This window comes from Aeromicrobium sp. P5_D10 (assembly GCF_054049535.1).
This window is the reverse complement of sequence record NZ_JBFUME010000002.1, coordinates 156,007-180,819: the sequence shown is the minus strand read 5'-3', so window position 1 is coordinate 180,819 and position 24,813 is coordinate 156,007. Positions and strand designations below refer to the sequence as shown.

24 protein-coding genes are annotated in these 24,813 nt (G+C 64.8%); 8 read left to right on the top strand and 16 right to left on the bottom strand.

Annotated features, from left to right (window positions below; translation table 11 throughout):
* Nucleotides 1-48: 48 nt before the first annotated feature.
* The 3 genes from ACXJKC_RS02525 to ACXJKC_RS02515 all read left to right on the top strand — a co-directional run bounded on the left by ACXJKC_RS02525 (nucleotide 49) and on the right by ACXJKC_RS02515 (nucleotide 3,112).
* Nucleotides 49-1,641 (top strand): PucR family transcriptional regulator, encoded by a 1,593-nt coding sequence (locus tag ACXJKC_RS02525; RefSeq protein ID WP_456695099.1) that lies wholly within the window; start codon nucleotides 49-51, stop codon nucleotides 1,639-1,641.
* Between the two features lie 115 nt (nucleotides 1,642-1,756).
* Complete coding sequence (locus ACXJKC_RS02520) at nucleotides 1,757-2,428, top strand: DUF222 domain-containing protein (RefSeq protein WP_456695098.1); 672 nt, start codon at nucleotides 1,757-1,759, stop codon at nucleotides 2,426-2,428.
* A 150-nt stretch (nucleotides 2,429-2,578) separates the two neighbouring features.
* The gene (locus ACXJKC_RS02515; RefSeq protein ID WP_456695097.1) at nucleotides 2,579-3,112 is read left to right on the top strand and encodes a DUF222 domain-containing protein; all 534 of its coding nucleotides are present in this window, start codon (nucleotides 2,579-2,581) and stop codon (nucleotides 3,110-3,112) included.
* 27 nt (nucleotides 3,113-3,139) lie between these two features.
* Here ACXJKC_RS02515 and ACXJKC_RS02510 read toward each other — a convergent pair whose 3' ends face one another.
* From ACXJKC_RS02510 to gabT, 8 genes are all read right to left on the bottom strand, one after another.
* Nucleotides 3,140-3,547 (bottom strand): RidA family protein, encoded by a 408-nt coding sequence (locus ACXJKC_RS02510; RefSeq protein ID WP_456695591.1) that lies wholly within the window; start codon nucleotides 3,545-3,547, stop codon nucleotides 3,140-3,142.
* Nucleotides 3,548-3,614: 67 nt separating this feature from the next.
* Complete coding sequence (locus ACXJKC_RS02505) at nucleotides 3,615-4,538, bottom strand: hypothetical protein (RefSeq protein WP_456695096.1); 924 nt, start codon at nucleotides 4,536-4,538, stop codon at nucleotides 3,615-3,617.
* Nucleotides 4,539-4,607: 69 nt separating this feature from the next.
* A complete protein-coding gene (locus ACXJKC_RS02500) occupies nucleotides 4,608-5,960 on the bottom strand; it encodes an NAD-dependent succinate-semialdehyde dehydrogenase (protein WP_456695095.1) in 1,353 nt (450 codons plus the stop codon).
* A 54-nt stretch (nucleotides 5,961-6,014) separates the two neighbouring features.
* Nucleotides 6,015-7,292, bottom strand: a complete 1,278-nt coding sequence (locus ACXJKC_RS02495) for a Glu/Leu/Phe/Val family dehydrogenase (protein WP_456695094.1) — start codon at nucleotides 7,290-7,292, stop codon at nucleotides 6,015-6,017.
* Nucleotides 7,289-8,479 (bottom strand): acyl-CoA dehydrogenase family protein, encoded by a 1,191-nt coding sequence (locus tag ACXJKC_RS02490; RefSeq protein WP_456695093.1) that lies wholly within the window; start codon nucleotides 8,477-8,479, stop codon nucleotides 7,289-7,291. Before ACXJKC_RS02490 ends, ACXJKC_RS02495 begins: the two co-directional genes overlap by 4 nt.
* Entirely contained in the window at nucleotides 8,476-9,624 is a 1,149-nt protein-coding gene (locus tag ACXJKC_RS02485) for a CaiB/BaiF CoA transferase family protein (RefSeq protein ID WP_456695092.1), read from the bottom strand. Before ACXJKC_RS02485 ends, ACXJKC_RS02490 begins: the two co-directional genes overlap by 4 nt.
* Nucleotides 9,621-11,111, bottom strand: coding sequence for an aldehyde dehydrogenase family protein (locus ACXJKC_RS02480; RefSeq protein ID WP_456695091.1), 1,491 nt, complete (start codon nucleotides 11,109-11,111; stop codon nucleotides 9,621-9,623). Before ACXJKC_RS02480 ends, ACXJKC_RS02485 begins: the two co-directional genes overlap by 4 nt.
* The gene (gene gabT / locus ACXJKC_RS02475) at nucleotides 11,108-12,442 is read right to left on the bottom strand and encodes a 4-aminobutyrate--2-oxoglutarate transaminase (RefSeq protein ID WP_456695090.1); all 1,335 of its coding nucleotides are present in this window, start codon (nucleotides 12,440-12,442) and stop codon (nucleotides 11,108-11,110) included. Before gabT ends, ACXJKC_RS02480 begins: the two co-directional genes overlap by 4 nt.
* Before the next feature lie 111 nt (nucleotides 12,443-12,553).
* On the opposite strand from gabT, the gene ACXJKC_RS02470 reads away from it, so the two are divergent.
* A complete protein-coding gene (locus tag ACXJKC_RS02470) occupies nucleotides 12,554-14,014 on the top strand; it encodes a PucR family transcriptional regulator (protein WP_456695089.1) in 1,461 nt (486 codons plus the stop codon).
* 56 nt (nucleotides 14,015-14,070) lie between these two features.
* On the opposite strand, the gene ACXJKC_RS02465 is transcribed toward ACXJKC_RS02470, so the two are convergent.
* Complete coding sequence (locus ACXJKC_RS02465) at nucleotides 14,071-15,558, bottom strand: APC family permease (protein ID WP_456695088.1); 1,488 nt, start codon at nucleotides 15,556-15,558, stop codon at nucleotides 14,071-14,073.
* 125 nt (nucleotides 15,559-15,683) lie between these two features.
* Here ACXJKC_RS02465 and ACXJKC_RS02460 point away from each other — a divergent pair, with 125 nt between their 5' ends.
* Nucleotides 15,684-16,427, top strand: coding sequence for a FadR/GntR family transcriptional regulator (locus ACXJKC_RS02460; protein WP_456695087.1), 744 nt, complete (start codon nucleotides 15,684-15,686; stop codon nucleotides 16,425-16,427).
* Entirely contained in the window at nucleotides 16,424-17,128 is a 705-nt protein-coding gene (locus ACXJKC_RS02455; RefSeq protein ID WP_456695086.1) for a cache domain-containing protein, read from the top strand. Before ACXJKC_RS02460 ends, ACXJKC_RS02455 begins: the two co-directional genes overlap by 4 nt.
* On the opposite strand, the gene ACXJKC_RS02450 is transcribed toward ACXJKC_RS02455, so the two are convergent.
* The 7 genes from ACXJKC_RS02450 to ACXJKC_RS02420 are packed head-to-tail and all read right to left on the bottom strand — an operon-like array spanning nucleotide 17,116 to nucleotide 23,294.
* Entirely contained in the window at nucleotides 17,116-17,868 is a 753-nt protein-coding gene (locus tag ACXJKC_RS02450; RefSeq protein WP_456695085.1) for a gamma-glutamyl-gamma-aminobutyrate hydrolase family protein, read from the bottom strand. The genes ACXJKC_RS02455 and ACXJKC_RS02450 overlap by 13 nt on opposite strands.
* On the bottom strand, nucleotides 17,865-18,593 hold the full coding sequence (locus ACXJKC_RS02445; RefSeq protein ID WP_456695084.1) for a gamma-glutamyl-gamma-aminobutyrate hydrolase family protein: 729 nt from the start codon (nucleotides 18,591-18,593) through the stop codon (nucleotides 17,865-17,867). Before ACXJKC_RS02445 ends, ACXJKC_RS02450 begins: the two co-directional genes overlap by 4 nt.
* Entirely contained in the window at nucleotides 18,590-19,297 is a 708-nt protein-coding gene (locus ACXJKC_RS02440; RefSeq protein ID WP_456695083.1) for a substrate-binding periplasmic protein, read from the bottom strand. Before ACXJKC_RS02440 ends, ACXJKC_RS02445 begins: the two co-directional genes overlap by 4 nt.
* The gene (locus ACXJKC_RS02435; protein ID WP_456695082.1) at nucleotides 19,294-20,634 is read right to left on the bottom strand and encodes a glutamine synthetase family protein; all 1,341 of its coding nucleotides are present in this window, start codon (nucleotides 20,632-20,634) and stop codon (nucleotides 19,294-19,296) included. Before ACXJKC_RS02435 ends, ACXJKC_RS02440 begins: the two co-directional genes overlap by 4 nt.
* Nucleotides 20,631-21,887, bottom strand: coding sequence for an NAD(P)/FAD-dependent oxidoreductase (locus ACXJKC_RS02430; protein ID WP_456695081.1), 1,257 nt, complete (start codon nucleotides 21,885-21,887; stop codon nucleotides 20,631-20,633). Before ACXJKC_RS02430 ends, ACXJKC_RS02435 begins: the two co-directional genes overlap by 4 nt.
* A gap of 1 nt (nucleotide 21,888) precedes the next feature.
* Nucleotides 21,889-22,077 (bottom strand): ferredoxin, encoded by a 189-nt coding sequence (locus tag ACXJKC_RS02425; protein ID WP_456695080.1) that lies wholly within the window; start codon nucleotides 22,075-22,077, stop codon nucleotides 21,889-21,891.
* 29 nt (nucleotides 22,078-22,106) lie between these two features.
* Nucleotides 22,107-23,294, bottom strand: coding sequence for a cytochrome P450 (locus ACXJKC_RS02420; RefSeq protein WP_456695079.1), 1,188 nt, complete (start codon nucleotides 23,292-23,294; stop codon nucleotides 22,107-22,109).
* A gap of 217 nt (nucleotides 23,295-23,511) precedes the next feature.
* On the opposite strand from ACXJKC_RS02420, the gene ACXJKC_RS02415 reads away from it, so the two are divergent.
* Together ACXJKC_RS02415 and ACXJKC_RS02410 are read left to right on the top strand one after the other, a co-directional pair.
* A complete protein-coding gene (locus ACXJKC_RS02415) occupies nucleotides 23,512-24,021 on the top strand; it encodes a matrixin family metalloprotease (RefSeq protein ID WP_456695078.1) in 510 nt (169 codons plus the stop codon).
* Between the two features lie 7 nt (nucleotides 24,022-24,028).
* Nucleotides 24,029-24,580 carry a hypothetical protein gene (locus ACXJKC_RS02410; protein WP_456695077.1) on the top strand — a complete coding sequence of 184 codons (552 nt, stop codon included), beginning with the start codon at nucleotides 24,029-24,031 and terminating at the stop codon, nucleotides 24,578-24,580.
* Nucleotides 24,581-24,813 lie beyond the last annotated feature (233 nt).

Genomic DNA, 24,813 nt, shown 5'->3' with positions numbered 1-24,813 from the left:
AGCACTTAGTTTGTTGTGAAATGTCCAAAAGTTGGACAGAGTATGGGAGTGCAAGCAGAGCGAAAGCTACGAGTCCGTGACTTGGTCGACAATCGCACTCTGGGTCTGAAGGTTGTCGTCGAGGGCGATCTCGACGCCGAAGTGCTCGGTGCGCACACGATCGAGATCGACCAACCCGGCGCGTGGTTGGAGCCCGGCTGGGTCATGTTGACGACCGGCATGCGATTCGTCGGAGTCGCTGATTCCAGCGCGGCACAGGCCGAGCTGATGGCTGGTCTTGACCGCCGAGGCGTCCCCGCCCTGCTCTTCGGTGTGGGCGTGCACTTCGACACCGTCCCGCACGGACTGATCAAGGCCGCAGCCGACTTCGGGGTCGCGCTGATCTCGATCGACGCCGATGTGCCGTTCCTGGCCGTCGAGCGCGCCGTCAACCACTCCGTCATGTCGGCCGAGGCCTCGCAGCTGAAGCAGAACCTTCAGGTGCAGACAGATCTCATCACTGCGCTCGCCGACGATCAGCCGATCCAGTCACTCGTCAGGCGCATGGGCAGGCTCATCAAGGGCACCGCGATCCTCTACGAGGAGTCAGGTTCCGTCGTCGCCTCGACCGGAGACGGACCGGCGATGTTGATCTGGAGCTCGATCAAATCCACGCCGTCCGCCCAGCTGCGATTCACGGTCGGCCGCTGGCACGTCGTCGCACGACCTACCGTCTTGCGCGGCGTCGGCTACTGGATCGCACTGGGTTCGCGCCGCGAAGAAGTGCTCGACGAAATCGGCGAACACGTCCTGGATTCCACCCAGCGTCTCCTCGGTGCCATCCGGGGCGTGCGCACGTTGTCGGCTGCTCAGTCCGTGGCGGAGTCCGCCCAGATCCTGCGGTCGCTGCGCAGCAGCATCACGCCGGAAACCGCAGACCGCACGTGGGACCGCATGCGGTCGTTCAGGTTCCAGCGAGGCCAGGAGATTCGCGCATTCGTCACCGCCTCGATCTCTGGCGTCGAACCTCGTGCACTTCGCGGGGTCGACGGCGACGACATCACCGACCGGGCCGTCAGCCTGGCGCATGACATCGGCTTGCCGCTTCTGCTCGAGGTCGATGAATACGGCGTCTCGGGGATGGTCGGCGAAAGCGAGATGCTCGACCAGTGGTGTCGGTTGCTCGCCGATCAGTTCCACGTCGGTCTCAGCGAACCGTTCGTCGATCTTCACGCGTCCAGATCCCGTCGCCGGGACGCGGTACGCGCGATGCGGGTCGCCCAACGCCGGGTCGCGTACAAAGTTGCCGGCAAATCTGTGCAGGAGAGACGCGGCGGATCGCCCGGGATGATCGTCAAGTTCGAGGACGCAGACGTCATCAACTGGCTCTTGTCGAGCCGCAGCGTCGAGGCTTTCAACGTCAAAGCCGAGCAGCAGTTCGGCGAGCTGCTCGAGAAGACCGAACTTGTGGAGACGCTTGTCGCCTACTTCGGGTCGGGCATGGACGCCAAGACCACCGCAGCTGCGATGTTCCTGCACCCGAACTCGGTGCGCTACCGGCTGCGGCGCGTCGAGGAGATCATCGAAGCGCCGCTGTCATCGCCAGCCGTCATCGCGAACCTCTATGTCGTGCTGCACGACCAGCTCTCGCGGAATTCCTGACCTGGTGTCGTCGATGTGGATAACTTCGGGTGCTCGAAAAGTGATTGTCTGACCCTCTCGGCAGAGTGGATATTGCACCGGTTGGCGGTGTGAATGTCACTTTTGGAGGTTGCCCGTGTCGGCTGTTCTCGCGTTGCTGCCTGACCCGTTGTCGGGTGGGGTTGTGGCGATCGAGGACGGTTTGGATCGGATGCCGATCGCCGCGTGGGCGGGGTTGGAGCCGGAGTTGGTGCGTGGTCTGGCTGAACGGTTGATGCGGGCTGAAGCGCGGGTCAAGGCGCATCAGTTGGCTGCGGCGCGGGCGTTGGAGGCGTCTGGGTTGGCGAGGAAGTCTGGTGCGACGTCGACGGGTGCGATGTTGGCTGGTTCTTTTGGTGGTGACCGGCGGTCTGCTGAGGCGATGGTCAAACAGGGCCAGGCGCTCGAAGACGTGCCGTCGACAGAAGAAGCCTTGGCGGATGGGCAGATTGGTGAGAAGCAGGCCGGGATCATTGCCGGTGCGATCGGTGACCTGCCCGATGGCACCACTGAGGAGCAGAAGAAGGCGTGTGGAGAGGCGTTGATCGGTGATGCCCCGAAGTACAACCTCAAAGACTTGAAGTCCAGGTCGAAGCGGATCACTGACCAGTTCAAACCCGAACCAGAAGTCGACAAGGACGAGAACGAGAACCTCGAAGCCCAGGAGAAGCGGGCCTGGAAAGCATCGGAGTTTTGGATGAAACCCAATGGTGACGGCACCACCAGCGGTGGGTTCAAACTCCCTGACGCGCAGGCCGAATCAGGTTGATCTGGCTGGTGGTTTCGAGACGCTGCTCGTCCCGCCCCCACTCGCTACGCTCGCGGGAGGTGCCCCCAACAGCTCCTCAACCACCGGCCAGGGACATGAACGGGTCCCTGAGGAGCGAGCGAAGCGAGCGTCTCGAAGGGCCGGACCCGGATGGGTGTCGGTTTTGCTGAGTTGTGCTCACACCTTCCCGGGCATCTACTGCCGGGCCGCAGTGGGCTGGGTGCGACGTTGATGGTGCGCTTGGATCTCGACACCCTGATCCACGGCATCAAAGCCGCGACGTTATCGACCGGCACCAGGATTTCTGCTTCACAGGCACGGCTGATGGCTTGCAATTTGGGGATTGTGCCGCAGGTATTCGGCGGCAAATCGCTGCCGCTGGATCATGGGCATGAACAACGCCTGTTCACCAAAGCCCAGAAACAAGCGCTAGCCGCCCGCGACCACGGGTGCACCTTCCCGGGATGTGACAGGCCACCGGAACAGACCGAAGGCCATCACTGGCGGATGGACTGGGCCAAAGGCGCCACCACAACCCTCGACGACGGACTGCTGATCTGCCCACACCACCACCGGCTCATTCACTCCGAACCGTGGTCGATCAGACTCAGCACCGCCGGCCATATCGAATACCGGCCACCCGGATCAACCCTGTGGCAACGCAACCACCGCTGGCGACCGTAAGACAGGTTCGGTAGGAGAACTCTGCCCTCAGCTGAGCGACACGATCGCGTCTACTTGCAGCAGGGCATTGCCTGTCAGCACATTGACCCCGATCATCGAGCGCGCGGGGGAAGCGTCGATGAAGAATTCGCGATACGCGAGATCGATGATGGATCCGAACTCGATCAGCACGGGCGTGTAGATCGTGAGCTTGATTGCATTGGACAGCTCGGTCCCTGCGGTCTGGCAGATGGCGTTCAGATTCTTCAAGCACTGTCTCGTCTGAGCGCCGACCGCTTCTTCACCCCCACCAAACAGCGGGTTCGGCGGTCGGGACAGCATTCGTCCAGTCTCTGGGTCGATCGGGAGTTGGCCCGACACGTGGAGCAGACCGCCGTACGTGATCGCTTGGCTGCACCCCACAGGGGGCCACGGGGCATCCGGAGTGTTGATCACGTTATGTTCCACAGGTTGCTCCAAGGCTTGACATCAACGGCACTGCCACCGGCATACTACGGCGGGATCAAACCCGCAGGCCCGTGTACTTGCGGAGCGCTTCCTTGAAGACGGGGAAGTTGGCGATGCCCGAATCTTTCACCTTGCCACGTTGCCGGCGCCGCCGATCACGCACCACGACATGGGTCCAGTTGTTCTCTCCGTCATGCTCGTAGGTCACCGAGTCGATCTCGTCCCACCTGATGGGGTGGCCCTCAACCACCAGAACAGCTGACTGGAGAGTCACGGCGCCCAGGTCGATCGACTCCCCGGCCAGAAGACGCTCTTCGAATGTGGCGAGTCCGGCCGCGATGGACGACTCCTTGATACGCGTCTCCACCTCGTCACTCACACCTGCCCGGTCGGGCTTGCCCTCGATACCGACCTGCCCGCTCTCGAAATACAGCACCCGCGACCAGGACGCCGTCTCGAGTCGCCCGCGGCGGATCATCCTGATTCCCTCCGCGTGCACGCCGACATACTCATGGCCGCGCCACTGCACGAACACCCCAACACTGATGGCCACCAACCCCATCACCACCGGGGTGAGCCAGCCCCACACCGCTCCATCGGCGACGGAGGGCACGAACACGAAGCCGAACGCCGCGAGGATCGCCGCAATCAAGAAGGCCCACCATGAGACATAGCCTTCGTAGAACCTGGCCGCCCCGCCGCTGGCGCGCTCGGGGCGATCATCGGCGATGAGCGGAACCGCCCTCACATCTCGCCGCCAGGCCACGACGAGCGCGACAAGGAAGCCCAGCGAGATGAGCACGAGGCCTGCCCCGATCGCAAGACCGACGAATCGCACCTGCTCCCTCTGGCTCGTGCCAAGGGTGGCCGCGTAGACGACACCGCCGATCCCGATCAATCCCAGCCACACGGCCGAGCCGACCGAGAGCCGGGTGAAATCACGCAGTGCCACGGCATGGGAGTCAGTGTCGGCAGCCATACGCCACAGTAGTCATCGGCCGTCGGACGAAGTCAAGCGATCTGAGACTCGCCTCGCCGAGCACCGCCGTCAGTCCGCGATGTAGAACATCCGCTTGTTGACGAACTCGTCCATTCCGAGCGGTCCGAGCTCGCGACCGAAGCCCGAGCGCTTGACCCCACCGAACGGAATCTCAGGGCCCTCGCCGGCCGGCGTGTTGACGTTCGTCATGCCGACTTCCAACTGAGTGGCAAGACGTGCAGCCCGGTCCTCATCAGAGCTGAACACCGCACCACCAAGGCCGAACACCGTGTCATTGGCCAGCTTGAGTGCCGCCTCGTCGCTGTCGACCGAGTAGACCACCGCGACCGGCCCGAACAGCTCTTCTGAATAGGCCCGCATGTCCCTGGTGATCCCGGTCAACACGGTTGGCGAGTAGTAAGCGGCGGGAGCCTCCGACAGTTGTCCACCGGCATGCAGGGTCGCGCCCTTGCTCACAGCGTCCTCGACCTGAGCGGCCAAACCAACGGCTGCAGCCCGCGACGACATCGGTGCGAACGTTGTCGTCTCCTTGGCGCGCTGAGTCAGCGACTCGACGAACTCGGCGTAGATGTCGTTCATGACGATCATCCGCTTGTTGGAGTTGCAGGCCTGACCTGTGTTGTACATCCGGGTGCCCCAAGCCGTCTCGGCCGCCGCATCGACGTCCGGAGTGTCGAGCAGGACATAAGGATCGGATCCGCCGAGCTCCAGCACGCACTTCTTCAGATGCTTGCCCGCCAGAGCGCCGACGATCGCGCCCGCCCGCTCCGATCCGGTCAACGAGACGCCTTGAATTCGGGGATCAGCGATGATCGTCTCGATCTGCTCGTGCGATGCGAACACGTTGACGTAGACACCTGCCGGAACGCCTGCATCGTCCATGATCTGCTGGACGGCCAGGGCGCACTGAGGCACCGACTCGGCGTGCTTGAGGATCACGGTGTTGCCCAGCATCAGATTGGGCGCCACGAACCGAGCGATCTGGTAGTACGGGAAGTTCCACGGCATAACACCCAGCAGCGCGCCGATCGGCAGTTTCTGCACGACCGCGCGACCACCGGAGAAGCTCTTGATCTCAGTGTCCGCAGCCAGGCCCGGACCCTCAGTCGCGTAGTAGTCGAGGATCGAGCCGCAGAACTCGGCCTCGCCCCGACCCTCTTCGAGCGATTTGCCCATCTCGAGGGTCGCCAAAGCGGCCAGGTCGTCGGCCCGCTCGACGAACAGCGCGCCGACCCGCTTGACGATCTCGGCCCGCTCGGCGATCGGCACCGCACGCCAAGCCGCCTGGGCCTGGTGCGCCGAGGTCAGAGCCGTTTCGATATCGCTGTCGCTTGCGGTCTCGAAACGGCGAACCGTCTCGCCCGTTGCCGGATTGACTGTTTGATAGGCCGGACCGGTCATGTCACATCTCCTTGATCAGGAATACGGAAAGAAGCGTCGCAAAACTGCGTCGGTTTACGGGTAGAGCCCCCGCGCGCGGTGCGCTTCGGAGACCTTCTTGACCGCAAGCGACGTGGCGGCCGCGCGGAGCGTGAGGCCGTGGGACTCCCCATGGAACCTCACCGCTTCCCAGGCCGAGAGCATGCGGGTCTGCAGTCGCTCGTCGACTTCGTCCGAGCTCCACCAGTAGGCCTGATTGGCCTGGACCCATTCGAAGTACGAGACCACGACACCACCGGCGTTGGCCAAGATGTCCGGCACCACGAGGGTGCCTTTGGCCGCCAGGATCCGGTCGGCCTCGGGGGTCGTCGGACCATTGGCCCCTTCGACCACGAAGCGGGCCACGATGCCAGGCGCCGTCGCGGAATTGATGACACCCTCGACCGCTGCGGGGATCAGGACATCGACGTCGAGATGCAACAGGGCATCGGGCGCCGTGAGCGGCTCCGCGCCGTCGAAGCCGACGACCGTCCCGTGCTCGTCGACGTGTGCCTCCAGTGCCGGGATGTCGATCCCGTCGCCGGCGTGGATCGTGCCGTACTGATCACTGACGGCCAGAACCTTGAGACCCGCGTCGTGCAGCAGGCGAGCGGCTCCGCGGCCGACCTTGCCGAAGCCCTGGACCGCAGCGGTGCTGGTCGACGGCTCGACACCACGCGAAGCCATGGCTGCCAGCGCGACGTGGACGACGCCCTTCGACGTCGCGGTCGCCCGGCCCAGTGATCCACCCAGAGCCATCGGCTTACCGGTGACGACACCGAGGACCGTGTGGCCTTGGCTGACCGAATAGGTGTCCATGATCCAGGCCATGGTCTGCTCGTCGGTGCCGATATCGGGCGCCGGGATGTCCATCTCCGGTCCGATCACCGGAGTGAGCTCACTCGTGTAGCGCCGGGTCAACCGCTCCAACTCCGCCGAGCTGTAGTTGCGCGGGTCGACGCGCACGCCGCCCTTGGCGCCGCCGTACGGGACGTCGAGCAAGGCACATTTCCACGTCATCCACATCGCGAGAGCTCGCACCTCGTCGATGTTGACGTCGGGGCTGTAGCGCAGACCGCCCTTGGCCGGTCCACGCGAGAAGTTGTGCTGCACCCGGTGGCCCGTCAGCACCTCGACGGTGCCGTCATCGCGGCGCAGCGGGATGCTGACGGTGATCTCGCGGCGCGGCCGCGACAGCAGTTCGTACATGCTCTGGTCATATCCGAGCACGTCGATGGCCTCGCGCAACTGGCTCAGCGCATCGGCCAGAGGAGTCGCTTCCATCGCCGCGGGGGCGTCCTGGATCGCGGTCATCGGAACGCCGGGATTCCGGTCATGGCCTGGCCGATCACGAGGGTGTGCATCTCGACCGTGCCTTCGTACGTCAACACCGATTCGAGGTTGTTCATGTGCCTGATGACCGGGTATTCCAGCGAGATCCCGTTGGCACCGAGGATCGTGCGCGAGGTGCGGCAGATCTCGATGGCCTCGCGGACGTTGTTGAGCTTGCCGAGGCTGACCTGCACGGGCTGCAGCGTTCCGGCATCCTTGCGGCGACCGAGGTGGAGCGCGAGCAGCATGCCCTTGGTGTATTCCAGGTTCATGTCCGCGAGCTTCTGCTGCGTCAGCTGGAAACCGGCGATCGGCTTGCCGAACTGTTCGCGGTCGATCGAGTACGACAATGCAGCCTGGAGCGACGAACGCGCGGCGCCCATCGCGCCCCACACGATGCCGTAACGGGCTTCGTTGAGGCAGCTCAGCGGACCGCGCAGACCGCGGACCTCGGGGAAGGCGTAGGCGTCAGGGATCCGGACGTCGTCGAGGACGAGCTCGCTCGTGACCGAAGCGCGCAGCGACATCTTGTGCTTGATCTCTGGAGCGCTGAAACCGGGGGTGTCGGTAGGAACCGCGAAGCCACGGATGCCTTCATCAGTCTGCGCCCACACGACGGCGACGTCGGCGATCGTGCCGTTCGTGATCCACATCTTGCGGCCGTTGATGACCCAGTCGCCACCGTCGCGACGCGCGACCGTGCGCATATTGCCCGGATCGGAGCCCTGATCGGGCTCGGTGAGGCCGAAGCAGCCGATCGCCACACCGGCCGCCATGTCGGGAAGCCACTGCTGCTTGACCTCTTCTGACGCCCACTTCCAGATCGCGAACATCGCGAGCGAACCCTGCACCGACACGAGGGAACGGATGCCCGAGTCGACGGCCTCCAACTCGACGCACGCCAAGCCATAATCGGTCGCGCTCATGCCGGCACAGCCGTAACCCTCCAGGTGCATTCCGAGCACGCCGAGCGTGCCGAGTTCCTTGGTCAGACCGCGGGGATCGTCGAGCGCTCCGTTTTCGAACCAGTCGGCGACATATGGCTGGATCCGCTCCTGGCACATCTGGCGGACCGAGTCGCGCACGGCCTTCTCCTCGACGCTGAGCAGGTCGTCGATCCCGGCCAGGTCCAGCGGATCGAGCTTGATGCGTTTGCTGTTGGTGCTCATGAAGTCCTCGTCTTGTCGGAGTAGGTGGCGCGTATGGATTCGTTGTGCTGGCCCAGCAGGGGTGGTGGCCCGTAGTGATTGACAGGTGTCCTGGAGTACGTCACCGGGTGGGCGACCTGGTCGTTGAAGTCCTCGCCCACCGAGACGCGCGGCTCGAGACCGAGCTCCTCGGCCAGGGCGAACGCCGATCCGACGTCACCGACCGGGCCGGCCGGCACACCGCATGCGGTGAGGGCAGCGACCCAATGCGCGACGGGCTCGGCGGTCAGCGCGGCTTCCAGCAGAGCGACCAGTTCGGGCCGGTTCTGCACGCGGTCGGCATTCGTCCGGAACCGCGGATCCTCGGCCAGAAGGGGAGATCCCACGGCGTCGGCGAGCTTGGCGAACTGGCCGTCATTGCCACAGCACACTGCCATCGCACCGTCGGCACACCGCAAGGTCTCGTACGGTGCGATCGACGGATGCTGATTGCCCATCCGTCCCGGCGAGACGCCGGTCGCGAGATATGCCGATGCCTGATTGGCCATCGACGCCAGCAGGCTCGACAGCAGGTTGACCTCGACGTGCTGTCCGAGACCGGACTTCTGCCGTTCCAACAGAGCGGCCAGGATTCCGGCGACCGCGTCCTTGGATGTCAGGACGTCGACCAGAGCGACTCCAACCTTGGTCGGCTCGTGGTCGGCCTCACCGGTGATGCTCATGAGACCGCCGACGGCCTGGACCAGGAAGTCGTATCCGGGCAGGTGTGCGCCTCCGCCGCTGCCGAAACCGCTGATCGAGCAGTACACGAGCCCCGGATTCGCGGCCGATAACGCTTCGTATCCCAGACCCTTGGCTGCCAGCGCACCCGGCCGGAAGTTCTCGACCAGGACGTCGGCGGTGCTGGCGATCTCGACCGCGATGCGTCGATCCTCGGCCACAGCGAGGTCGAGTTCGACACTCTGCTTCGAGCGGTTGGCGCACTCGAAGTAGGCGCTGGTCGTCGCGGTCCACGGCGGGCCCCAATGACGGGTGTCATCACCGACGACCGGCCGTTCGACTTTGATGACGGTCGCGCCGAGATCGGCCAGCGAGGCGGTGGCCAACGGGCCGGCCAGTACCCGACTGAAGTCGGCGACCACGATGCCGTCGAGCGGACCGGTCACGTCGACTCCGGCACGATGAGTGCGCCATCGACACGCACGGGGATCGCCCACGGATTAGCCTTCTGGAGCGCCGGGGGCAAGAGCTGATCCGGGAGTCCTTGGAATGCGACCGGACGGACGAACCGGTCGAGCGCGGCCGCGCCCACCGACGTCGCGGCAGCATTCGAGGTCGACGGCCAGGGGCCGCCGTGCTGCTGCGCCCAGGTGAATGCGACACCCGTCGGCCAGTCGTTGACGATGACCCGGCCGACTTTGCGCTGCACTCGATCGAGTACCTCGGCCGCATCCGCGTCCTCGTCGCCGATCATGACGCTGGCCGCCAGCGCACCTTGAAGGTTGTCGACGGCCAGCAGCGCCTCGTCGATCGAGTCGTACTCGACGACCACTGCGACTGCGCCGAAGCACTCTTCGAGCACGCGATTGCCTTCGCGGAGCAGATTGAGCGGGGCGGCCAGGACCGTCGCGGGTGCTGACCAACCTGCGCCTGACGCCGAGGTCTGAGCCACGACTGTTGCTCCGGCCTCCTGCAGTTCAGCGATCCCGGACTCCACGGCCTGGGAGATACCTTGCGTGAGCATGACCGGCTGCGGGTACGCATCCTCCAGCGCTGCGGCGATGACGCGCGTCGCGTCCACGCCACGCGGAGCGAGTAGGAGACCTGGCTTGGTGCAGAACTGACCGCTGCCGAGCGTGAACGAGCCCACGAAGCCCTTCGCGATCGTCGCGATATCGGCACCGGCAGTCGGTGTCACGACAACGGGATTGACCGTGCCCATCTCGGCGAACACCGGAATCACGGTGGCCCGCTCATTCGCGGCCCGCCACAGACTCATGCCACCGGACTGCGAGCCGGTGAACGCCAGCGCCGTGATGGCCGGATGCTGCACGAGCGCGCGACCCGGCTCGAAGCCGTAGACCATCTCCAGGATTCCCTGCGGGGCTCCGGCGGCAGCCATCGCATCACGCGTGATTTCGAAGACTCGCTGGCTGACCTGCACGTGCGCGGGGTGCGCCTTGACCACGACACTGCAACCCGCCGCGATCGCCGAGGCGGTGTCATTGCCGAACACGCTGAACGCGAACGGGAAGTTGCTCGCACCGAACACCGCGACCGGGCCGAGAGGCACTTGGACCCGGGCGATGTGTGGTGCCGCCTCGTCGCGGACCGCGCCGAGGTAGCTGCCCTCGACCGCGACGTCGGCGTAGAAACGGATCTGGTTGGCGGTTCGGGCGACTTCCCCGTCGAGCCGGGTACGACCCAGCGCGGTCTCCCAGTCAGCGATGCGGGCCAGTTCGTCGAGGTGGGATTCGAGTGCGTCGGCCGCGGCATTCAGCCAGACTCGGCGATCCGCCGGCGAGGTGCGGGCGGCCACATCGGCGGCGACCACGGAGCGCGCGACAGCGGCGTCGAGCTCTTCGATCGTGGTGTGCGCGACCGTCGCGGCAACGGCTCCCGTCCGGGGATCGAAGCTGGTGTCGACACTCATCGCTGTGCCTTGATGACTGCTTCGAGAACCGACAGACCGTCTTCGAGCAGCTCGTCTTCGATGACCAGCGGGGGCAGGAGCCGGATGACATTGCCGAACGTTCCGCAGACCAGCACCAAAACACCTTCGGCGTGGCAGTGCGCCGCAACGGCCTTGGCGATCTCGGGCGCCGGATCAGTCGTGCCAGGCTTGACGAACTCGATAGCGATCATCGCGCCGCGTCCTCGCACCTCGCCGACCGGTGAGTCAGCGCCCACGAGTGCGCCGAGACGCGGCATGACCGTCGCTTCGATCGCGCGCGCCCGCTCGATCAGGCCCTCGGCTTCGATGGCTTCGATGGCACCCAACGCCGCAGCGCAGGCCACGGGGTTTCCGGCGTACGTGCCGCCGAGACCACCGGCGGGAACGGCGTCCATGATCTCGGCGCGACCTGTGACCGCCGAGATCGGCATACCGCCGCCCAGTGCCTTGGCCGTTGTGATCAGGTCGGGCACGACGCCCTCGTGATCGCATGCGAACCACTCGCCGGTGCGGCCGATACCGGTCTGGATCTCGTCGGCGACGAACACGATGCCGTTCGCCTTCGCGAACTCCTGGACCATCGCGAGATAGCCCGGCGGCGGGACGATGAATCCGCCCTCGCCCTGAATGGGTTCGACAACGATGGCCGCGACGTTCGTGGCACCGATCTGGGTCTGGATCAATTCGCGGAGCGCCTCGAAACCTTCCGTGGCAGCCTGGTCGGCGCCTCCGGTCCAGCGGTACGGGTACGGCGACGGTGCCCGGTAGACCTCGGGCGCGAACGGTCCGAAGCCTTCTTTGTAGGGCACGTTCTTGGCGGTCATCGACATCGTCAGCAGGCTTCGACCGTGGTACGCGTGGCCCAGCACGACGACGGCCTGGCGGCCGGTCGCGACACGGGCGATCTTGATCGCGTTCTCGACGGCTTCGGCGCCGGTGGAGAACAGCGCGGTCTTCTTGGCGTGATCACCCGGCGTGATGCGGTTGAGGGCGGCCGCGACCTCGGTGAAGACGTCGTACTGCGTCACGAGGAAGCACGTATGGGTGAACTTCTCGGCCTGCTCCTGGATGCGTGCCACGACGCGGGGATGCGATGCTCCGACGCTGGTGACCGCGATTCCGGACGCCAAGTCGATCAGGTGATTGCCGTCTACGTCGACGATGATCGCGCCGCCGGCCTCCTCGACGAAGATCGGCAGCGTCTTTCCCAGACCGCCGGCCAGATTGCTGTCGCGGGTAGCCTGCAGCTCGACGGACCGTGGACCCGGAAGGGCCGTCTTGATGATCCGTTGCTGGGTCGGTTGCGACATCGCGGTTGCTCCTTGGTGCGGCGGTCAGAGTAGCCCCATCCTCTCGCTCAGCCGATGGGTTTTCCTCGGTCAATTCATCCATCTGTATCGAATCTTGGATACTCTGTCCGTATGGATCTTCCCACCGTGGCCGAGCTCTGCGCCGCACTCCCGGACGATCTGATGCTCGCCGAAGGGTTTTCAGCGCCCTCAAGCCCGGTCTCGGCAGTGCACGTGAGTGAGTTGTCCGATCCGAGCGCCTACCTCAGCGGTGGCGAGCTCCTGCTGACGACGGGCCTGTCGCTCCCGGACTCCGCGATGGGCTGTGACCGCTATGTCTCGCGACTCCTCGGCGTCGGGGTCAGCGCCCTGGGTCTGGGGCTGGGCCCGACGATCTCCGAGGTGCCGGCCAATCTCGCGCACAGTTGCGCCAAGTACGGACTGTGCCTGTTGGTCGTGCCGCCGGACTCTGCCTTCTTGACCATCACCAAGACCTACTGGACCACGCGCTCGCGCTCCACGCAGCAACAGCTCAGCGATGCGATCACGGCCCACCGATCGCTCGTCAACGCGGTGGTCTCAGGCAATCCGGTGGCCGAGACGCTCAAGAGCCTGTCCGGCGCGATCGGCGCATGGGTCGCGACCCTCGACCCCGGCGGACAGGTCCAACATGTGTACCCGAGCGGACGCATCGTCGACGCCATGGCCGTCGCCGACCAGATCAAGGACCTTCGAGTCGCCGGGATCCACTCGGCCGCGACCTTCCCTCTGGGCGACGAGGTGGTCGCGGTCTTCCCACTGCCACTCGAGGAGCGGGTAGTCGGCTACATCGCCGTCGGATCGTCGTCTCGGCTGACCTCGACCGACCGGCGCCTGGTGCTGACCGCAAGCGCCTTGCTGAGCCTCAACGCGGTGCAGCATCAGCGCGCCGATGCCGGCGCCCAGTCGCAACTGCAGGCCATCGCAACGCTGCTCGACATGGGATTCGTCGAGGCGGCCCACCGGCTCTCCTCACGGCTGCAGCTCGTGGACTTCGGCGACAGCGCCCGGATCCTCGCGGTCAGATCCTCACGGTCCGCCGACGTCGTCACCGCCGTGCTGCAATGGAATCGTGCCGCGATCCCAGCGCCGTCGGAAGGCAACCGTTCGTGGTTCGTCGTGCCGGCCGCACAGGCCGATGTCGAGACGCTGACTCCCCTGCTGCTCGGGGTCGATCCCGGCGCGGCAGCCACGCTGTCCGATGTCGTGTCGGTGACCAATGTGCATGAGGTCCGCGTCGGCCTGTTGTCGGCAGTTGCCTCCGCACCGGGCGGAACCGTCCTGTCGCCGCGTCAGCTCGAGATCGAGTCGGACGCCTTGCAGGACGGCATCGGCCGAGTCCTCGACTACACGCGTGCCGACCTGGTGCCCGCCCTCGTGGCATATCTGCGCCACCGTGGCCAGTGGGACCCGGCCGCCCGCGATCTCGGCGTCCATCGCAACACCCTGCGACACCGGATCGCACGCTGTCGCGAACTGCTGGGCGCCGATCTCGATCATCCCGACGTCGCAGCCGAGGTCTGGCTCTACCTGCGCGGCAACGGCCTGGCATGACAGCGGCACCGACAGCTCAAGAGAGCTATTCGGTGCCGCTGTCGGGCCGAGGCGGATCAGCCGGCGAGCTGACTCGGCCGATCCTGCATCGCATCACCCGCGGCCGCATCACTGCGGTCGTGATGTTTGGTGACTGCCATGTAGAGCATTCCGGCACCGACGACAACCACGGCCGACAGGATCACGATGTAGTTGTCGAACCACGGCTCGTCGGGGGTCCGCGGCCAAGCGAGGTTCGTCATCGCGAGAACGCCGTAGGTCAGCGCAGCGACGTTGACCGGGACACCCCATACGCCGAGCGTGAACGCGCCGGACGGTCGCCAACCGCGCAGACGGGCACGAAGCGCCGCGAGCACGACCATCTGGAAACCGAGGTAGATACCGAAAGCGGCGAACGAGACGATCTTGACCAATGCGTCCTCGGAGACCTTCGAACCGATCGCGATCAGAGCCGGAACCGCGCCGGCCAGGATCAGCGCATACGGCGGGATGCCTCGGACGGTGTCGAACTTCCCGAGCAGCTTGCTTCCCGCGATCATGTGATCGCGCGCATAGGCATAGGTCAGGCGACTCGCCGCGGCCTGCAGCGACATCACGCACGACAGGAACGAGATCAGGACGACGACGATCACAAGCTTGAATCCGACGCTGCCGAAGGCAGAACCCAGCACCGTCGAGACCGGATCAGGGTCGTCGCCGGCGATGACAGCGGCATAGTCCTTGACCGACAGCAGCAGGGCGAGGCAGACGAATGTCGCCGCAGCGCCACCGACGTAGATCGTCATCCGCATGGCCTTGGGGATGCTGCGGGTCGGATCGGTGACTTCTTCGGCCACATCGCCGCAGGCCTCGAAACCGTAGTACTGGAAGATGCCGATCAGGCCGGCAGCCATGAAGGCCGACATGTAGGAGCCCGAGCTGCCGGCACCGAATGCGTCGAACAGGACGCCGAGGCCGTGCTCACGATGGGCGACCAGGAGCCAGATGCCGACGATCAGGGCGCCGACGATCTCGGCCGCGAAGCCGATGATCGCGGCCTTGGCCAGAACCTTCGTGCCCGACAGGTTGATCAACGTCGCCACCACGATGGTCGCGATCGCACACAAGATCGTGGTGTTGATCGACGGCGTGAACCCCAGGACCGTCGCCACATACGGGCCTGCACCGTACGAGACGCTTGCGATCGTGGCGAGCAATGCGATCAGGTAGACCCAGCCGGTCATCCAGGCCCACTTCTTGCCCCACAGGCGTCGAGCCCACGGGTAGACACCGCCCGCGACGGGATACTGCGACACGATCTCGCCGAAGACCAAGGCGACCAGCAGCTGCCCCACGCCCACGATCGCAAGACTCCAGATCATCGGCGGTCCCCCGAGCGCCAATGAGATGCCGAACAGCGTGTAGATGCCGACGACCGGTGAGAGGTATGTGAAGCCGAGCGAGAAGTTCGCCCATGGGCTCATCTCACGTCGAAACTGCGACTCGTAGCCCAGCTCTGCAAGGCGGGCGCCTTCAGAGTCGTGGACTTGTTCGGGGTGATCCATGGTCTACCTTTTCATTCGGTGTGACGTGGTTAACATGTGATTGCGTTAACCTATGTTTTCAAAGGTCTTCTTGTCCAGTGTTTCCGGTAATCTTTGTATTGACAGCGTGTTGCGAGAGGCGGACGATGACGCAGACGTGGCCGAATGTGGTCGGAGAGTCCTTCTTCGTCCCGGTCCAAGCCGGTGGTGTCCTCGCAGATGCTGTGGCTCAACGGATCGCCGAGGCCGCGGCCATGGGGCTCATCGCCGACGGCGAGCAGCTTCCGTCCGAGACCGACCTGTCGGTCCAACTGGGCGTCTCGACCGTCACCTTGCGGGCAGCGCTGCTGATCTTGCGCCAGCAGGGGCTTGTCGAGACCAAACGAGGACGCAACGGCGGCAGCTTCATCCGTTCGTCGGGCGCCGTCTCGGCCGCCAAATCACTCGAACGACTCGAGTCGATGACGCCCTCGTATCTGCGCGAGCTCGGCGACGAGCTGTTCGCGATCGCCGGGGTCACGGCGATGCTGGCGGCCAAACGTTTCGACGAACGGAACATCGGCACACTGCACGATCTGGTCTCCCAGCTCGAGCAGGCCACCGACCGGGCCGACGCCGCCCGCCTCGACACCAGGTTCCACATCGAAGTCGCCGTCAGTACTCAATCGGAGCGGCTGACGCACCGACTCGTGGCCCTGCACGCGGAGTACGTTGACCTTCTATGGCTGCCCGAATCCACGATCGAGACGACACAGTGCGCGGCCGAGCATCGCGCGATAGTCGACGCGATCCGAGCCGAGGACGGTCTCACCGCCCGGGCGCTCGCTGAGTCGCACGCGACCGCCAACACCCGCCAGCTCATCGACCTTCGACTAAGGATGTTCTCGTGACCGCTGCCGATTCCGGCCCCGCGCTCGCTCTGGCCGCCCAGCGCATCGAAACGACCCTGGACGACATCTTCTCGGCGGCCGACGACCTGCGAGGTCTGGTCGAATCCATTTGGGCCGACGTCGAGGATCGCCCCATCACGCCGGACGACCTGGCGAAACTGCGGCCCCTCATCGCCGACACACTCGACAAGCAGCCCCACCTGAGCGGATGCGGCTTCGTCGCCGAGATCGACATCGTCGAGGGCCATCACCGGTTCTGGGAATGGTGGACCGCCGGCGAGCATGGCGGCCAGCCGCGCCGGCTACTGCTCCGCACGACAGATGACGACAACACCAGCTACGCCTATGAGTCGATGGACTGGTTCGCGCACGCGCACGAGGGCACCCGTACCGTCGTCGGACCGTACCTCGACTTCGCGGGTGCCGACCGCTTCGTCATCACCTGCACCGAGCCGGTCGTGCACGACGGCACATTCGTGGGCATCACCGGGGCAGACGTACTGGTCTCCCTGCTCGAGCCGATCTTCCTCAGTCACATGGGACCGCTCGACCAGTCCTGCGTCCTGGTCAATCGCGAGTCGCGGATCGTGACCTCGAACTCGCCAGAATTCGCGCCCGGGGAGCGGTTTCGCACCCCGGGCGACAAAACTCATCCGGTCGACCCCGGACGGGCCGACTGGACGCTGTGTCAGCTCGACTGAGACACCCCGGCGGGCCGGACGTGATCGGCGACCTCGCGGACGAATCCACCAAATAGCGTCCGTGCATCGTCTTCGGAGCCGTCGGCGTCCTCGGGGTGCCACTGCACACCGACACACCATCCGGTCACCGACTCGATTCCCTCGACGATGCCGTCGTGGGCCAGTGCCGCGATCCGAAATCCCGGCGCGACAGCGTCGACTGCCTGATGGTGACCATTGCGCACGACCAGGTCGGCGCGACCGAATGCCTCCTGCAACCACGTGCCGTCCTGCAGCGTCACCGTCTCGTCGAGGAATGTCGGATCGGGTGCCACGCCGCGATGCAGCAGATGATCGGTGATGTCGGGGATCAACGTCCCGCCGAACGCGACGTTGATGAGCTGAGAGCCGCGACAGATCCCGAGCAGCGGGATCTGCGCTTCGCGAGCCCGCCGCACCAGATCGATGCTGTACTCGTCGGCGCCATGATCGACGCCGTACGAGTTCGGCACCTCGTCGTGATGGCCATATCGTTCCGGCGCGATATCGCCGCCGCCCAGCAGGACGATCCCGTCACAGCGGAGAACTCGCTCGATCGCTACCGGCGCGACGCTCGAGACGTCCACGATCAACGGCGAGACGCCCAAGGCCGTGAGGTACCGCAGTGCGCTGACCGTGAACCGATCGACCAGGGCGTCGACCTCCGGGCCGACACCGGGAATCTTCAGCGGTACGACAACCGCGATGTCCAAACCGCTCACACCGACACTCCTGCCCTGTTGCTGAGTCTGTTGCTCCAATTCTCCGGGACCAGCAAGGCATCGAAGATCGCCTGCTCATACGCCGTCTCGTGCGCGTCATCCTCCGGATGCCACTGCACAGCCAGCAGCGGGGACGACACATGTTCCAGCGCCTCGATGCAGCCGTCGGCGGCGCGGCCCGTCACGATCAGACCCGAGCCGAGTTCGGCCACGGCCTGATGGTGATAGGACGACACCGACACCTCGTCGCTGCCGATCACGGCGCGCAATCCGCTGGAAGGTTCCAGCGCGACGGCGTGGAATCCCTCGCGATGCGGCACATCGGACGCCGGAAGATCCTGCATCAAGGTGCCACCCAGCGCGACGTTGACAACCTGCATCCCGCGACAGATCGCGAGCAACGGCAGCCCCGTACGCACGCACTCATGGGCCACCGCGATGTCCATCCGGTCGTGGACCAGATCGGTTCTCTCCGTGGCCGGATGCGGATCCTGGCCGTAGAGACTCGGATCCATATCGCCACCGCCGGGCAGCACGACGCCGCCGTACGACGACAGATCGACTTCGTCCCGTCCGGTCAAAGGTGCCAGGATGACCGGCTCCGCGCCGGACCGCCAGATGCTCTCGAGAACCTTCTCCGACGCCGTCACGGCCCGGCGTCGCAGGCCGTCGGCGTGCTCGGAGCGCATGCCGGTCACCGCGATCAGCTTGCGCCGCCCGGTCACCGCCGCTCACCCAGCGGGAAGTCCAGGCCCGGCAGCCAGCGCTCCCACACCTTCTGGAGTTCGCCCGAACCGATGACGTCGGTCAGCGCATCGTCGAGCTCGCGCCTGATCTCGGGACGCTGTTGAGAGACCGCGATACCCCACTTATTGCGGGTCGGCACCGTGAAGGCCACGTTGAACCGCTCGTCACCGTCCAGCGGCAGGAGCGCGACATCGTCGTCGACGACGGCGTCAACCACGCCGGCGGCCAGTGCCCCGAGCATGTCACCGAAGACGTCATCGCTGCCGCCGTCGAAGGGGATCACGACGGCACCTTCGAAGGTCTGCGCCAACGTCAGGTTGACGCTGCCGTCGATCGCGGCGACCTTGCGGCCGACCAGATCGGACGGACTCGACGACGGATCGTCGCCTCTCACCAGGACGGATTCGTCGAACATTGCATACGGGCGGGTGAAGTCGGCGACCTCCAAGCGCGAGGGCGAGATCCCCTGACCGCACAGCACCCCGTCGATATCGGGATCGGCGAGCGAGGGCAGCATGTCGCCCCATTGCCGGAACTCCCACTTCAGCGGGCGATCCAGCACGTCGGCGAGCAGGGCCGCGACCGCGGGCTCGTATCCGTCGCGGAAGCCGTCAGCGTCCGCGAGCTCGAACAACGGCATGGCCGACAGATCGCTGCAGACCAGAGTCAGTGGCCGGCTCACGGCATGGCCTCCGAGTACATCATGTGCTCCCAGTCGGTGACGGTGCCGCAGAAGCGGGCCCATTCATCGGTCTTCGCGTCGATCAGAAGATCGGACAGTTCGGGCGGGAAGGCCGTGCGCATCTGCTTGTTGTCGGTGAACACGTCGATGGCCTCGCCCAGGGTCTTCGGGAGTGCCGGGAACTCGGTGCCTTCCAGAGGCAACTTGTTCTCGATACCGTCGCGCATCGCGGCCAGCAGCAGGGTGTGCGACAAGTACGGGTTGACGCTCGCGTCCGGGAGCTTGTACTCCAGCCGTCCGACCGCGGGAAGACGGACCGTGCACGTCTTGTCGTCCATGCCCCAGTCGATCTTGGTGGGCGCGAACTGGCCGATATCCCAATAGCGCTTGTAGCTGTTGACGGTCTGCCCCATGACGATCATCGATCCCGCGGCGTGATGCAACAGTCCGGCCAGAGCGTCGCGGCCGATCGGAGTCAGATGCAGCTCCGACGAGCCGTCCTCCAGCACATTGGAGTCGCCGTCCCACAACGACAGATTGTGGTGGCAGCCATTGCCCATCGTGCCCATCGCGGGTTTGGGCATGAAGCTGGCCGTCACGCCGTGCTCACGGGCGACCTGCTTGCAGATCAGCCGGTAGGTCATGAGCCGGTCGGCAGTCAGCTCCGCACTGTCGAACATCCAGTTGAGCTCCAGCTGACCGGTGTCCTCGTAGTCGCCCTCGATCATGTCGAGGCCCATGGCCTGCGAGTAGCGGATCAGCGACTGGTAGATCGGGCGCATCCGTTCGAGCTGCTCGAAGTGATAGGCCGGTGACGCGTCGGGACGGACGTTGACCTCCAGGCCGGGGCCGGTCCAGGTCATCTCCGGCTCACAGCCGGTCTTCAGCACGAGCCCGGTCGCCTCGGTGAACTCAGCGTGCGTCCGTTTCAGGACGCCGCGCGCGTCGGCGCCGAACGGCGATCCGCCGTTGCCGACCCGATGATCGGGTTCGAACAGCGTGCAGAAGAAGCGGCCGAGTGTCGTGTCCCACGGCAGGATCGCGAAGGTGTCGATATCGGGCACGGCATTGAATTCAGGCGATGACGCTCCGCCGCCGAGCAGCTCCCCGGCACGGTTGGCCTGCAGATCGGCGATCGCCGTGCGGTGCATCAGGACGCCCTTGTCGAGATTGCGGCGCAAGTGGCGAGCGGGCACGACCTTCGACAGGACCCGTCCGGAGACCGTCACGACCTGGTAGTAGAGGAACTCCACTCCGGCTCGTGCGATCTGCTCCTCGATCTCGCGGATCTTGGCCTCGTCGGCGTTCAGTTCACGTTGTCTGTCGAGCGCTGTCATGGTCGTGCCCCTTCGATAGGTTGTGGCGTGGTCGTGATCGACCCGGTGCTGTGATCGACCCGTTCGCGGAATTCCGCGTGTCGGGCCGGTGGAATGTTGATCAGGAGGACGCCGGTGAGTCGTTCGTCGGTCAGGTATTCGACGACCACCCCGGCGGTCAGATCGTCCAGATCTCCTTCGGCGATTCGATGCTGTTCCGAGAGCGCCGGACTGCCGAAGCTCTGCAGTCGCAACTCGCCCTGATCACTCCAGAACGAGAGCAGCGGAGCGAATGTCTCGGCTGACGGCGAATGCCCTGCGAGGTGGTCGACCAGACTGCGGGCCGCTCGTTTGGCGGTGTCGGTGGGAATGCACCAGTGCTCGACCCGCCTGGACCGCGAACCGAATCGGGGATTGTCGAAGCGCGCGATATCGCCCACTGCGACAACCTCGGGATGTCCGGGAAGCTGCAACCGATTGTCCGTCAGGACCCCGTCAGTGAGGTCGAGATCGTTGCCGGCCAGCCACTCGGAATTCGGCACCGCTCCGACCGACTCGACGACCAGATCGACTTCCAGCGCAGATCCGTCCGAGAGCACGAGTCTGACGGCATCGTCGATCTCTTCGATGCCGACGACCTGGGCTCCGGTTCGGAACGTCACCGCCGATCTGTCGGTGTGATGGGCCTGGATCGCGGCACCGACGGACTCTCCCAGCGCGCGTTCCATGATGGTCGTCAGTGGTTCGACGACCACGACCCGATGGCCCGTTCCGCTGAGTGCGACCGCGACCTCGCAGCCGATGAACCCGCCGCCGATCACGCCGATCGTCAGTCCTGGTTTGAGTTGCTGGCGAAGCGTCCAGGCATCCTCGATCGTCCGAATCACGAACCGGCGATCGTCAGCGCCCGGCACAGCCAAACGCCGGGGACGCAGGCCGGTCGCGATCACGAGTCCGTCGTACGGCACCCGCCGTCCGTCTGCCAGGACGACCGCACGCTCCGCGAGATCCGCGCTGACCGCAGCTGTTCCGAGCATCCAGTCGACGTCGGCGATACTGCGCTTGCGGCGGAAGGCGGTCGCGGTGTGCCAGTCGTCCAAGGTCGCCTCGGTCGGTAAGGCAAGGGCCTCCTTCGACAGCGGGGGCCGGTTGTACGGCATGTGGAGCTCGTCGCCGACGACCGTGATCGCGTCTTCCCAACCCGCGGCGCGCAGTTGCTCTGCGGTGCGGAGTCCGGCCATCGAGGCACCGACGACGACAATCGATCCGGTCATGTCAGTCTTCTATGAAGATGGCCTGCACGGGACACACGTCCGCAGCCTCTTCGACTTCGTCGTACGTGTCGTCGGAGGGGTTCGCATCGAATACCAGCTCACCCTCGTCGTCCATGTGGAACACATCTGGTGCCGCGATCGCGCATTGCCCGTGGTTCTGGCACTTCTTGAGGTCGACTGTGAGATTCATGTTTGCAGTCCTTTCGGGCTGGGCCTGGCCTAGGCCGTGGGCGTGGGGTCGAATGAGAGCGGGAGGATGTTGGGTCCGGTGTTGCCCGACAACGGGAGCCATTCGGACGGGCCGCCGAATGCGACATGGGGCATGCGCTGGGCCAGCAGCGGAAGCGCGAGACTCATATCGCTGCGGGCCACGAAGTGTCCGAGGCAGTGGTGCGCGCCGCCGCCGAAGCCGAAGTGCGGCGGACGTTCGGCGGTGATGTCGAATCCGCCGTCGACAGCACGCGGATCGGTTCCGGCCGACTCGGAGAACAGGTGCAGCGTCGTGCCGGCCTTGATCTCGAGATCCTGGAACGTGAAATCTTCCAGCGCTTCGCGGGTCACCCAGGTCACGGTCGGATTGACGCGCATGACCTCTTCGACCGCCGCGCCACCGAGATCCGGGTTGTCGGCCAGCAGCTTCCACTGGTCGGGGTGCTCGATGAAGGTCTGGATCGCGAGACCCAGCTGATTGCGGGTCGTGTCGAAGCCGCCGAACACGAGCAGGGCGAGGGTCTGGCGCAGCTCCAGCTCGCTGAGGCTGTCTTCATCGCGCTGGGCCTGCACCAGCCGGGTGACGAAATCGTCCTGCGGATTGGCCAAGCGATCTGCGATGAGCTGGTCACCGTACTCGTACAGCCCGAGCAGCGCTTCTTCGATGCGAGGCAGATCTTCGCGCAGCGTGACACCCATCGCGAGACCGATCGTGGTCGACAGGCTCGCGATGGTCTTCCACTCCGCCTCCGGGATCCCGAGCATGATCGCGATGACTCGTGCGGCATATGGTTCGGCGAACTCCGAGACGAACTCCACTTCGCCGCGGTCGGCAAAGCCGTCGATCAGCTCATTGCCCAGGTCGGCGAAGCGCGGCGCCAGACTGGCCAGGAGCTTGGGCGAGAAGGCCGGATTGAGCAGGCGGCGAAGACGCCGGTGATCCTCGCCTTCCTTGTTGAGGATCCAGCTCGCCCACCAGTCGGCGAACGTTCCGGTCGTGACGCCGTTGTGGGCCGGCCAGGCGACACTGCCCTGACGAAGCTTCGGATGCTTCATGAGCTTGTTGACCTCGGCATACCGCAGGATCGCGAGTCCGTAGTTGGTCGTCGCGTACCAATCGCTGTCGCGCGCATCGCGGACCAGGTCGGACTTCACCGAGAATCTCGGGTCCGCCATGTTGAAGGTCGGTTCTGCCATCACTGTGAGCTCCATCGGTTCGAATTAATACCCAAAGCATTAAATGTTTTAGGTTTAGTGTCAAGAGCGGATGTGGCCCGGAGCACACCGTGGGGTCGAATGCGCTGCGATGGCAGCACGAATTGACCCAAAGGTCCCCGCGCGCGACGGTTCGAGACCTCATAGGTTTTATTGCGAAAGACAGACACAATTACGCCTGACGCCGTAATCTTGCGGCATGACGCGCAGGCGATGGGTAGCAGGCGGAACTGGTATTGCAGTGGGATTCGTGCTCGTAATAGCAAGTCCGGCCATGGCGGCGCACTTTTCCGGCCACGACTCGGTAGACGGTGGTGAGATCCGATATGAGGAGAACACGAGGTACAACGCGACCTTCAAACACGCGAAGAGCGAGTGGAATGCGGTCGGCGGAGTCGACTTCAAGGGCGATTCCGCGACCACCAATGCGGACCTCGAGATCAAGGATGTGGACCGGCCCTCAGCCGCTTGGGCCGGTCGCTACCACAGCCGCCCGTATCCGAAGATCGACCTGCTCGAGCTTGAGATCAACTACATGAGCAATACGAGTGGCAACAACATGAAGAATGTGATGGTTCATGAGATGGGGCATGCGCTCGGTCTGGACGATCACGAGTCGACATCATGGAAAAACATCATGTACTACGCAATTCGAGGATGGACCACCGTGCGTGCGCACGACGAAACCGACTACAAAAGTCTCTGGTGAGGATCTCATGACGACAGCGACCCGAACCACTGCGCTCGTCGCAGCAGCCCTCACGTTCTCCATTGTGTCCGGATGCAGCCCCGATCAGTCGGGCAGCTCTGCGGCCCCAGACTCCGAGGTCGAGCACATCGACGGTCTGCCTGTGAGCCGAGTCTCGGCCATCTATAAGTTTGACCCCGAAAGCCCACAAGAGCTTGCGGACTTTAGCGACGAGATCTTCATAGGTACGGTCGCTCGCAAGGTCGAGACTAAGTATCTCGACGATGACGGCCTGGATCCACTTACGGTCTACGAGGTTGAGGTCGACCAATCTCTCGATGGCAAGACACCCGGAACCACTCTGGTCGGGTTCGGAGGAGGGGTCACCAAAGACGGCACCGAACTCATGCTTCCTGAAGGAGACAACCTCCTGAATTCTGATCAGCAATATCTTTTCGCTGGTCGGAGGATGTCGGACGGCACCCTCGACCTGGTGCCAAAGTTCGGGACAGAAGAGTTGGCCGACGCTTCGGCCACGAGGGCCGCTGCGGGCCGGTACCTCCAGGTTGGCGAACGCTAAGCCACGTTCCTGCCAATACTCAAGGCTCGCGTCGCATCGGAGATATCTCCCAACACACGACGCCAGTGCCCACAACACTCGCCGAGCGTCAATGTGACGATCCGCGCAGCCCGGAACGGCCTGTTCGAGGCGGCCGAAACGTCTGTCGAGTGTTAACTTTGACGCCGCGCACGGAGTGACCTTTTTTCGGTTCCCGCGCGCGAGAAGTCCACTCGACCTGGCCTCATCCGGTC